The sequence below is a fragment of the Alloalcanivorax balearicus MACL04 genome (assembly GCF_025532145.1).
GTDB classification, from domain to species: Bacteria; Pseudomonadota; Gammaproteobacteria; order Pseudomonadales; family Alcanivoracaceae; genus Alloalcanivorax; species Alloalcanivorax balearicus.
The window spans coordinates 156,442-167,850 of the sequence record NZ_ARXS01000003.1 but is presented as its reverse complement, the minus strand read 5'-3'; the positions used below and the strand labels follow the sequence as shown (position 1 = coordinate 167,850).

8 protein-coding genes are annotated in these 11,409 nt (G+C 63.7%); 4 read left to right on the top strand and 4 right to left on the bottom strand.

All coding sequences use genetic code 11. From position 1 onward, the window contains the following. The first annotated feature begins 18 nt into the window (after positions 1–18). Positions 19–1,734, top strand: a complete 1,716-nt coding sequence (locus tag MA04_RS04185; RefSeq protein ID WP_262459565.1) for a proline--tRNA ligase — start codon at positions 19–21, stop codon at positions 1,732–1,734. A 112-nt stretch (positions 1,735–1,846) separates the two neighbouring features. Here the strand turns inward: MA04_RS04185 and MA04_RS04180 are convergent, their stop codons facing one another. Further along, on the bottom strand, positions 1,847–2,851 hold the full coding sequence (locus tag MA04_RS04180) for a DUF4062 domain-containing protein (RefSeq protein ID WP_262459564.1): 1,005 nt from the start codon (positions 2,849–2,851) through the stop codon (positions 1,847–1,849). A gap of 353 nt (positions 2,852–3,204) precedes the next feature. On the opposite strand from MA04_RS04180, the gene MA04_RS04175 reads away from it, so the two are divergent. Continuing rightward, on the top strand, positions 3,205–3,945 hold the full coding sequence (locus tag MA04_RS04175) for a ParA family protein (RefSeq protein WP_163127199.1): 741 nt from the start codon (positions 3,205–3,207) through the stop codon (positions 3,943–3,945). Positions 3,946–4,206: 261 nt separating this feature from the next. On the opposite strand, the gene MA04_RS04170 is transcribed toward MA04_RS04175, so the two are convergent. Both MA04_RS04170 and MA04_RS04165 read right to left on the bottom strand, forming a co-directional pair. After that, positions 4,207–5,898: an acyl-CoA dehydrogenase family protein gene (locus MA04_RS04170; RefSeq protein WP_262459562.1), complete on the bottom strand. Its 1,692-nt coding sequence runs from the start codon at positions 5,896–5,898 to the stop codon at positions 4,207–4,209. Beyond that, positions 5,895–6,557, bottom strand: a complete 663-nt coding sequence (locus tag MA04_RS04165; protein WP_262459561.1) for a TetR/AcrR family transcriptional regulator — start codon at positions 6,555–6,557, stop codon at positions 5,895–5,897. The genes MA04_RS04170 and MA04_RS04165 overlap by 4 nt, the downstream gene beginning before the upstream one ends. Before the next feature lie 171 nt (positions 6,558–6,728). Between MA04_RS04165 and MA04_RS04160 the strand changes: the two genes are divergently transcribed. Next, positions 6,729–8,258: a hypothetical protein gene (locus MA04_RS04160; protein ID WP_262459560.1), complete on the top strand. Its 1,530-nt coding sequence runs from the start codon at positions 6,729–6,731 to the stop codon at positions 8,256–8,258. On the opposite strand, the gene chrA is transcribed toward MA04_RS04160, so the two are convergent. Continuing rightward, positions 8,245–9,399 carry a chromate efflux transporter gene (gene chrA / locus MA04_RS04155; protein WP_262459559.1) on the bottom strand — a complete coding sequence of 385 codons (1,155 nt, stop codon included), beginning with the start codon at positions 9,397–9,399 and terminating at the stop codon, positions 8,245–8,247. The genes MA04_RS04160 and chrA overlap by 14 nt on opposite strands. 84 nt (positions 9,400–9,483) lie before the next feature. On the opposite strand from chrA, the gene recQ reads away from it, so the two are divergent. After that, positions 9,484–11,283, top strand: a complete 1,800-nt coding sequence (gene recQ, locus MA04_RS04150; RefSeq protein WP_262459558.1) for a DNA helicase RecQ — start codon at positions 9,484–9,486, stop codon at positions 11,281–11,283. Positions 11,284–11,409: the final 126 nt, after the last annotated feature.

The following is an 11,409-nucleotide window of genomic DNA, read 5'->3' as shown; positions in this document are numbered from 1 at the left end:
TCCGGATTCGTACAAATTATGCGTACTTCCCGCTATTTGCTTGCCACCGTCAAGGAAACCCCCGCTGACGCGGTGGTCATCAGTCACCAGTTGATGCTGCGCGCGGGCATGATCCGCAAGCTGGCGTCCGGCCTCTATACCTGGCTGCCCAGCGGCCTGCGCGTGCTGCGCAAGGTGGAGCGGATCGTGCGCGAGGAAATGGAACGGGCCGGCGCCCAGGAAGTACTGATGCCGGTGGTGCAGCCGATCGAGCTGTGGCAGGAATCCGGCCGTGACAGCGCCTACGGCCCCGAATTGCTGCGCATCACCGACCGCCACGGCAACGGCTTCTGTCTGGGCCCCACCCATGAGGAAGTGATCACCGATCTGGCGCGCAACGAGATTCACAGCTACAAGCAATTGCCACTCAACTTCTATCAGATCCAGACCAAATTCCGCGACGAGATCCGCCCGCGCTTCGGCGTCATGCGCTCGCGGGAGTTCACCATGAAGGACGCCTATTCCTTCCACCTGAACGCGGAATCGCTGGCCGAGACCTACCAGGACATGCATCGCGCCTACTGCGCGATCTTCGACCGCCTGGGGCTGGACTATCGCCCGGTGGAAGCGGACACCGGCTCCATCGGCGGCGCCGCCAGCCATGAGTTCCATGTGCTGGCGGCCTCCGGCGAGGACGACATCGCGTTCTCCGACACCTCCGACTACGCCGCCAACGTGGAGCTGGCCGAAGCGCTGGCCCCCGCCGGCGAGCGGCCGGCTCCCGGCGCTGAAATGACGCTGGTGGACACCCCCGACGCCAAGACCATCGAGCAACTGGTGGCGCAGTTCGGCCTGCCCATTGAGAAGACCGTGAAGACCCTGGTGGTGAAAGGGACGGAGGGCGGCCTGGTGGCTCTGCTGGTCCGTGGCGACCATGAATTGAACGATGTCAAAGCGGAAAAACTGGAGGCGGTGGCGGCGCCGCTGGCCTTCGCCGAGGAAGCGGAGATCCGCGCCGCCATCGGCGCCGGCCCCGGCTCGCTGGGTCCGGTGAACCTGCCCATCCCCTGCATCGTCGACCGCACCGTGGCGAAGATGAGCGACTTCGCCGCCGGCGCCAACCAGGACGGCAAGCACCATTTCAATATCAACTGGGAGCGCGATGTGGCGCTGCCGGATGTGGCCGACCTGCGTAATGTGGTGAACGGTGATCCGAGCCCGGATGGCCAGGGAACCCTGGTGATCAAACGCGGCATCGAAGTGGGCCACATCTTCCAGCTCGGCACCAAATACTCCGAAGCGCTCAACGCCACCGTGCTGGATGAAAACGGCAAGGCGGTGACCATGCCCATGGGCTGCTATGGCATCGGCGTCAGCCGCATCGTGGCCGCCGCCATCGAGCAGAACCACGACCAGCGCGGCATCATCTGGCCCGAGGCCATCGCCCCGTTCCAGGTGGTATTGATGCCGCTCAACCCGAAGAAGAGCCCGCGCGAAAAAGACACCGCCGAGCAGCTCTACCAGACCCTCACCGAAGCCGGCATCGAGGTGCTCTACGATGATCGCGAGAAAGAGCGGGTAGGCGTGAAGTTCAGCGACTCCGAACTGCTCGGCATTCCCCACCGTATCCTGGTGGCGGAAAAAGGACTGGACCGCGGGGTACTGGAATACAAACGCCGAGGCGCCGAGGACAACGAGGACCTGCCGCTGGATCGGGTGGTGGAAGTGCTCAAGGAGAAGCTGGCCGGGCATTGAGCCCGGGGTTCACTCACTGCCTGGACTACGAAGCCGCCCGGACAAGCTCCCACAGCGGCTTCGTAGCGACCTCTGAATTCATATCCGCAAGGTTTGGGGTGCGCCTTTCCCGCTAGCCCCCTTCGCGGCGCCGCGCCAGCAGTTGGGTCATGGCGGCATCACCGGTGGCGGTGAGCCGCCAGCAACCCGCTCCGGCACCTCTCTCATCGTGACGGATCAAACCCAGCGCCCGTAACTGCACCTTGATCTGCTGCAGCACCGGCTCCGCCAGCGTCACATTACGCACCGCGTGGGCCTCCGGGAAGCGGGGTTTCAATTCCTCCAGCGCCCGCCGCGCCAGGGCCTGCTCCAACGTCTTGCGCAACACCGCCTCGCTGGCGCCCTCCAGCATCTTCGGTGCCAGCGAACCGAACACCGCGTCCCATTGCCAACGGCTGCGCCCCCGCGCCAGCTTGCAGGCGCCGCCCTGATACACCGCGCAACTGTATTCCAATTCCACCGGATCGCCGCCCCGGGCCAGCGCCGCCGCCGCGGGCCGTTGATCCGTCAGCCAGCGTTCACGCTCCGCTTCCAGGGCGGCCAGTCGCCGACGCAAAGCCGCGTCCTCGGTACCGCCGGCCGTACCGGGCCGGACCCAGCCCGCGGCCGGATAGGTTCGCAGCCAATCCGGCAACACCCGCGCCAGCCGATCCACCAGATCCGCCGGCTCGCGCCAGGTATGGCAATGGGTCTTGCCCTGCAGCAGACGGGCAAAATCGTCACGCCGCACGGCCCCCTCACGAGCCCCTTCCCGGGCCGCTTCCGGCAACAGAGAGGGCGCTTCGTGAATGAACGCCAGCACCGGCTTGCGCTTGGTGGCGGCATAGACAAACTCGCGGTGCATCTGACTCAGCCCCAGCGGCGACAGGGCGCCGTAAAGCCCGCCCAGAATCAACACCACATAGTCGCTGTCATCGATCAGACGCTGCGCCAGCGGCATGTGATCGGCGCCGTCATCCAACGCCGTCATTCCCAACGGCATCAGCGCCTGATTCAACAGCGGCGCCAGTACCTTCTGGCGCACCCCCAGTGGATCCGGATACCCGGTGCTGAGAAAAACCGGATGGCGTTTTTCCATCAGCGTGTTTCCTTGCGACCCCATCGCTTTCCCTGTGCCCCCTGACAATATCGCCCCTCAACCTCTACTACCCCACAACGGTTTCAGAGTTCGTGGAGAGCCGACGGTCAGCGTTCCAGGACCGTGCTTCTCCGTGTCCTGGAACGCTGACCGTCGGCTCTCCTCCCCCGGCAAAAGGCCCCGACCCCCACCGTACCTCCTGGTATCGGCGACCCCAGCACCGATTAAAGCCCCTGCGCGAGCACCCGACAAGGAACCTCTCCACAACAGCAGGCCCACACCCGTCATGGCGGGACACACTGGCCGGTTCGTGCTAGCCTGCCGGACACCGTCCATCACTAACTGTGCCGATCATGCGAACCATCGCCTTTTATAATCTGAAAGGAGGGGTGGGCAAGACCACCACGGCCATCAATGTGGCCTGGCACGCGGCCCGCTGGAAACACCGTACCCTGCTCTGGGACCTGGACCCGCAGGGCGCCGCCAGCTTCTATCTCGGTGTCGACGACGGCGCCGGCTACAAGGCGGGCGCGGTGCTCAAGGGCAAGCAGCCCATGGGTAACCTGAAGCGGGAAACCCGCTGGCCGCTGCTGGAAGCCATTCCCTCCGACATCAGCCTGCGCAACGCCGACCTGAAACTGGCGGAGACCGGGCGCGGCCAACTGCGACAGCTGGTGGCACCGTTCGGCGAAAGCTACGAGTTAATGCTGCTGGATTGCCCGCCCACCCTGAGCCCGGTGGCCGAGAGTATTTTCTCCGCCGCCGACTACCTGGTGGTGCCAGTGATCCCCACTCACCTTTCCCTGCGCGCGCTGGAACAGGTGCGCGATTGGCTGGACAGCAAGAAGCTCAAGAACCTGGAGCTGATCCCGTTCTACAACATGGTGGACCGGCGCCGGGCCCTGCATCTGGATTTGCTGGTAAAACGGCCGCCAATCATGCGTAACGGCCTGCAAACCTGGATCCCCTACTCCACCCATGTGGAGCAGATGGGCGATCACCGCGCACCGGTGGCGGAATTCGCCCCGCACACTCCGGCCGCCCACGCCTACCGGGCGCTGTGGTTCGAACTGCTGGATCGCATCAAGCTCTGAGCGGGAAGCACGGAACGCAAAACGGGGCCATCAGGCCCACGGCTGTCCCTCACTGGCATGCACCACGCTGGCACGCTAAGTTCGCGAGCAAGCTCGCTTCCCACAGCGGCTCCGTAGTTCGAGAGGTGGAGCTCGTGGAGGGCCGGCGGGCAGCGTTCCAGGACCGTGCTTCTCCCGCGTCCTGGAACGCTGCCCGCCGGCCCTCCTTACCTGGCAAAGAGCCCCCCCACCCAGATCTGACTTCATGTCTCCAGCGTCGGCCTATTCACTCCAGGGGTCGGCCCGTTGCAGGATCGTATCCAGATCCAGACCACGCGGCAGGGTGCCGTAGTTGCGATCACCGTGCTCACCCAGACGGGAGGCGATGAAAGCCTCCGCCACGGCGCTATTGCCGGCGGCAACCAGCTGACTGGCCTGCATGGTCAGCGACAGACGGTCAACGATGTCGCGGGCGCGGTATTCCGCATCCTGCATATCAGAGAACTCGCTCTTCAACGCGGTCACGGCCTTGTCCAGACGGCTATCGGCACCGGCCGCCTTGCCCAGTTCCGTGAACCACACGTCCAGTACTTTGGGCGTCTTCGCCAGAGCGCGCAGCATATCCAGCGCCTGCACGTTGCCGGACCCTTCCCAGATCGCATTGATCGGTGCTTCCCGGTACAGACGCGCCGTCATGAACTCCTCGATGGCGCCGTTGCCGCCCAGACATTCCATGGCCTCGTAGGCATGGAACGGGGTGCGCTTGCAGATCCAGTACTTACCCGCCGGCAGCCCCAACCGCAACAGCAGCTGTTCATGTTCATTGCCGCTGTCCAACGCGGTGTTGTCCAACGCCTCGCCCATGCGCATGGCGATGGCCAGGGAGCCTTCCACTTCCAATTGCAGGTCGGCAAGTACGTTGCGCATCAGCGGCTGGTCAATCAGCGTTTTGCCGAACGCGGCCCGGCCACTGGCGTGATTGACCGCCTGCGCCACCGCCTGACGCTGCCCCGCCGAAGAACCAATCATGCAGTCGAAACGGGTCATCGCCACCATCTCGATGATCGCCGGCACGCCGCGCCCTTCCTCGCCGACCATCCAGCCCAGGGCTCCGCGCAGCTCGATCTCGGAGGAGGCGTTGGAGACGTTACCCACCTTGTTTTTCAGGCGCTGCACCTGAATCGGATTCTTGCTGCCGTCGGGCCGCCAGCGCGGCACCAGAAAACAGCTCAGGCCGTTGTCCGTCTGCGCCAGTACCAGGAAGGCGTCGCACATGGGCGCGGAGGTGAACCACTTGTGGCCAATCAGTTCGTAGGCCTCGCCGGGGCCACCAGCGCCGATCGCATAGGCGCGAGTGGTATTGGCGCGCACATCGGAGCCGCCCTGCTTCTCGGTCATGCCCATGCCGATGGTCAGGGACTGCTTTTCATCGTGCGGCACATTGCGCGGGTCATAACCGTTGTTGAGGATCTTCGGCAGCCATTCCTCCGCCAGGGACGGGGTCAGCCGGATCGAGGGCACCGCCGCGAAAGTCATGGTCAGCGGGCAGCCATGGCCCGCTTCCGCCTGGGCCTGCAGGTAGCTGCGCGCGGCCCGGGCCACATGGGCGCCGGGCTTGGGATTGGTCCAGGGCGCGGAATGGATGCCGCTCTCCAGCCCCAACGCCATCAGGTTGTGATAGGCCGGGTGATATTTCACCTCATCCACCCGGTAACCGTGACGGTCGTGAGAGAAGAACTGCGGTTTGTTTTCGTTGGCCAGGAAGCCCCACTCGATCACCTCGGCACTGCCGGTCCTGGCACCGTGGGCGGACAATGCCGGTTCCGCCCAGCCCGCACCGTGGCGGCGCACCGCTTCACGCAGGGCATTGTCGGTGTCATAGGCGTTGTAATCCTGCAGATCGCCGGACTGGTTGAGCACCTCATGGGTGTCGGCCAGGGCTTCCACATTCAAAGCATCGTGTTGAGCATTCATGATTGACCTCCAGCGCCAACGGCGCCTGTGGTGGTGTTTTGTTGTGGTTGTCTCGATTGCGATGGCGTGGCGCCCACCGCCCGCAGGCAGAAGGCCACCATCTGATCCGGCAGGGCGGCGTCCGCCAGCGGCGCCGCCAGTGGCCCCACCAGAGCTTCGGCCACCGCCCCCACCAGCGCCGCGGCGCTGGGAGCGGTGGCCTGGGCCGGCAGCTCGCCGCTGGCAACGCCATGATCCAGCACGTCCCGATACAGCGCCGCATAGGTGGCCCGATAATGCAGACGCTCGGCATCCACCTCCGGCTCCACCGGTTCGGCGATCAGCGCCCAGGCCAGCTTGGGCGCCGCCATGGCACGGCCGGCGAACACCCGCAGTGCCTGCTCCAGACGGGCACCAGCGCCGCCCGGCCCGGACAGCGCCCGCGCCACGGCCTCCACTTCCCGCTCGGTGGCGACACGGAATACCTCCGCCGCCAGGGTCGCTTTGTTATCGAAATAGCGATACAGCGTGCCGACACCGACGCCGGCGCGCTCCGCCACCGCCTGCATGGTCATGGCGGCGAAGCCCCCTTCCCGCACCAGCCTCTCGGCGGTCTCCAGCAAATTCTCCCGCTGCGCCGCCTTACGCGCCCGCACCTGAGCGGTTTCCCGGTATGCCATGATCGGAATCCTGGTTCCTGCTTTCAAAGAATTGAATCATGGTTCCGGTCTTTGAGCAAGCGGGCAAGAAGAGACAGTTCGCGATTCAATCAACGCGCCCTCTCTTGATACCATTCGGATTGTTATAGTGTAGAGCCAACAAAAGCAGGCAGGGCGGACATCACCATAACCATGAAACGCATCCTTTTGGTCCTTGCCTCGATCCTGTTGCTGATCCCGATCACTGTGGTTCTTGCCCTTACCATCACCCGTGATGTGCCCGGGGGAACCTACTTCCCTCAGCCCATCAACTCCAAGTTTGACTCCTATGCCGAGGTCACCTGGGCCGAGGTTGACCGCCTGTTGCCGGTAATGAGGCTCTATGGGCCGGACGGGACCAAACTGCGCGGCTATTTGATGGTGCCGTTCAAAAAAGAGGCCCTCCCGCTGCGTGGTCATGGCAAGGATTATGTTGCCGAGACGGACGGTTCGGTTCGCTTTATTCAGGAAGAAGGCTTATTCGGCAATAGCTATCCGGACATCGAGGACGAGAGTGACCTCGACGCACTGAAAGAGCGAAGCAAGGACAATCTCGCTAGCGACATAAACGGTATCCAGGCACTGAAACTCGTCCCGGTCGAGCCAGACAACCCCGAACTCCTGCGCATCCAGGCCGAGTGGCGGGACGCGCGAAACCGGACGCAAGAAGTATTCCAGCAGCTCGCCCAGGCCAAGGTGACGCCAACATGGCAGACCTCCCACGAGGGCATGCTGTCGTTGAAACTGCCAGAGAACTATGTTCTCAGGTATCCCGAAGCGGCGTCCGATGCCATCGCGTTCAAGGTTTGGCAGCGGCGTGGAACCGATGTCAAAGCCCACGAAATGACCCTCTTTGCCACCACCAACGAAGATAAATATCAGCGACGGAAAGTGGCAAAAAACTTTTTCTCCATTCACCCCGATCACCAAAACCTCGGACACGACATCCACATCGCCCGAGAGGCAAACGGCTACTATTTTATTCAGGCCGAACGCGATATTGGCGACACTTATATCCATGCCAGGGCGGAAACACCCGATACTCAGGTAGCCAGTGATTTTATCGGGATCATCAAACAGCTGGGGACGGAAGATCTCTCCATGCAGTTGCTTTCAGGCGAGTATATCCCCTCCATGGACTCCACTATGACGCAAAAAAACTATGCGGAATTCGTGGGCTTTCTCGGGCAGCGGCTGGCCCCTTTCTTTAATCCCGACGACGATTTATTCCACGCAAGATCGGGCCGTATGACATCGCCGGATCATCCATGGAGGCTTGACTTTTCCTCCTTCGATCAAGAGGGAGCGGCGTCCATACAGATCTTTCTTCTACGTTGGCAAAGCACCAATCCACCGGCTCTCCAGGACATCTGGCCCCATGCCCCCGCCGAAGAAGAATATGGCGAGGTGGTGGCAACGGCCGGCCCGGCCTTGAAACTGCGCATCAACCAGCGGCTGAGCACCTGCAACAGCCGTTACCATTTGCCCATCGCCAGGATAAACGAACATCAGGAATTGAGCTTGCTGTTCGATGTCGGCTCCAACAGCCTGCCGGAGTGCCAGGAGGCAGCGGCCTGGTTCAAACAACTTGATCTGGCTGCCCTGAAAAAGGCGATTCCCGCGATCAATAACGAAACCGCTTGGCGACCCTTTTTTCAGAACGCCGCCTTCAAAAAGCCGTGACAGCCCATCCCAGCAATGCCATACCCACGACCAACCAGAGCAACGGCACTTTCCCCGACCGTAATAACAAAAACCCCATCACCACCATCGCCAAGTCCCCTCCACCGGCCACCGCCGAGCGAAAAACCGGGTCGTAGAGGGCGGCCAGCAGCAGTCCCACCACGGCGGCGTTGATGCCTGCCACCGAGCCGGCCATGGCCGGGCGGCTGGCCAGGCCGCGCCAGGCGTCGGCCAATGCCCATACCAACAGGAAGCCGGGCAGGAAGATCGCCACCGTGGCCAGGGCCGCGCCGGACCAGGGCGCCGCCGGCATCAGCAGCGCGCCCAGATAGGCGGCCAGGGAAAACATCGGGCCGGGTACCGCCTGGGCGGCGGCGTAGCCGGTCAGAAAGGCGTCGGTACCGACGCGGTCACCGACGAAGCCCTGCAGCAACGGCAACACCACATGGCCGCCGCCGAACACCAGGGCGCCGGCACTGTAGAAGTCCCGCAGCAGCCACAGGCCTCCGACCAGTGTGAACAAAAGCCAGAACCCGAGGAACAGCACCAGCGGGCGCACCCTGATGGCACCGCTCTCCGGCACGGTCTCCACGGTACGCTTGAGCCATCCGGCGCCGATCAACGCCGCCAGCAACAGGGTCAGCAGTTGCGTGACGATGCCCGGCCACCACCACAACAGCACCGCCGTGGCCAGCGCCAGTGTCCGGGTCAGGGCATCGGGACAAAAACGGCGGCCCATGTTCCAGACCGCGTCGGCCACCACCACCACCGCCAGCCATTTCAGCCCCCGCACCACGCCATCCAACCCGTCGCCGGCCCACTGGGCGGCGAACAGCGCCACCAGCACCATGAGCAGGAACGACGGCAGGGTAAAACCGAGGAACGCCGCCACCGCCCCAGCCAGCCCGGCGCGATGACGGCCGATGGCGAACCCCAACTGGCTGGAGGCCGGACCGGGAAGAAACTGGGTCAACGCCAGCAGACGGGCGAACTCATCCTCGTCCAGCCAGCCCAGAGTGGCAACGAAGCGGCGATGGAAGTACCCCACATGGGCCGCCGGACCACCAAAGCTGATCCATCCCAACAGAAAAAATTCACGAAAAACCCGCCATGCCTGCATTGTCGCTTTGTTTCCCGTCATGGTTTCGTCACAGTCGCGCCGGATTGTGCGTGGTGCACGTGTCACGCGGATGTCACCGCGTCCGCGGACAGGTATACTGCCGCCATGCAACGCGATCCCCTTTCGATTCTCCAGCACGTATTCGGCTACCACGAATTCCGTAACCAGCAGGCCGCCATTATCGACACCCTGGTAAGCGGTGGCGATGCCCTGGTATTGATGCCCACCGGCGGCGGCAAATCCCTGTGTTACCAAATCCCGGCCCTGGCGCGGGAAGGTGTCGGTGTGGTGGTCAGCCCATTGATCGCGCTGATGCAGGATCAGGTGGACGCGCTCAATGCTCTCGGGGTCAGCGCCGGTTTCCTCAATTCCACTCTGGACGCCGGCCGCGCCCGGGAACTGGAACAACAGGTCCGTGACGGCACTCTCGACCTGCTCTACGTGGCGCCGGAGAGGCTGACCCAGGCACGCACTCTGGAATTGCTGCACCAGTCGCCGCTGGCGTTGTTCGCCATCGACGAGGCGCATTGCGTGTCGCAGTGGGGCCATGATTTCCGCAGTGACTACCTGCAGCTGTCCCTGCTGCACCGGGAATTCCCCCAGGTGCCGCGTATCGCGCTCACCGCCACCGCCGATCCGCGCACCCGCCAGGAAATCGCCGAACGGCTCGATCTCGGTGGTGCCCGGCACTTCGTTTCCAGCTTCGACCGACCCAATATCCAGTACCGGATCGAACGCAAGGACAGCGCCCGCCAGCAATTACTACGGCTGATCCGCAGCGAACACGCCGGCGACGCCGGCATCGTTTATTGCCTGTCCCGCAATAAGGTGGACCAGACCGCCGACTGGCTCAACCAGCAGGGCATTGCCGCCCTGCCCTACCACGCCGGTCTCGGCGGCGAAGTGCGCGCCCGCCACCAACAGCGTTTCCTGCGCGAGGATGGCCTGGTGATGGTGGCCACGGTGGCGTTCGGCATGGGTATCGACAAACCGGACGTGCGTTTCGTCGCCCACCTGGATCTGCCCAAAAGCATTGAAGCCTATTACCAGGAAACCGGCCGCGCCGGCCGTGATGGCGCCCCCGCCACCGCCTGGATGGCCTATGGGCTGGAAGACGCCATCCGCCACAAGCAGATGCTGGCGCAATCGGAAGGCAACGAGCAGTTCAAGCGTCACGAGCATCAGCGGCTGGAGGCCATGCTTGGTCTCTGTGAAGTGACCCAGTGCCGGCGCCAGGCGCTGCTGAATTATTTTGGCGAGACCCTGGAAAAACCCTGCGGCAACTGCGATACCTGCCTGAATCCGCCACAGACATTCGACGCCACCGAGGTGGCGCGCAAAGCGCTCAGCTGCGTTTACCGCACCGGCCAGCGCTTCGGCGTCAATCACCTGGTCGATGTACTCACCGGCAATCGCAGCGACAAGGTGGCTTCCGCCGGCCACGACCATGTCTCCACCTGGAACATCGGCGGCGAGCTTTCCGCCAATCAGTGGCGGGCCATTTACCGGCAACTGGTGGCACTGGGCCTGCTCGCCGTGGATGCCGCCGGCTATGGCGCCCTGCAACTCACCGAGACCTGCCGTCCGTATTTACGCGGTGAGCGATCGCTGCAACTGCGCAAGGACGTGGCCCGTGCCCAGACCCGCTCCCGCCGTGCCGAGCGGGTTCCGGTGACGGACGCCGAGCGCCCGCTTTGGGAAGCCCTGCGCGCCTGCCGCAAGCAACTGGCCGAAGAAGCCGGCGTGCCGCCCTACGTGATCTTCCACGACGCCACCCTGCTCGACATGATGGCGATCCACCCGACCTCCCTGCGCGACATCGCCAGCGTCAGCGGCGTCGGCGACCGCAAGCTGGAAGCCTACGGCGACGCTTTCCTGGAAGTGTTCCACCGCTACGCCTCGTGACGGTCCGCTTTGTCTGCTGGTGAATCTCCCACAGCGACGTTGTAGCAACCTGCGAATTTATGTCTCCAAGGCCAGAAGAACTCCTGTACTTGCCGGTTACCTCGAAGCGGAGCCGCGTTACGCCTT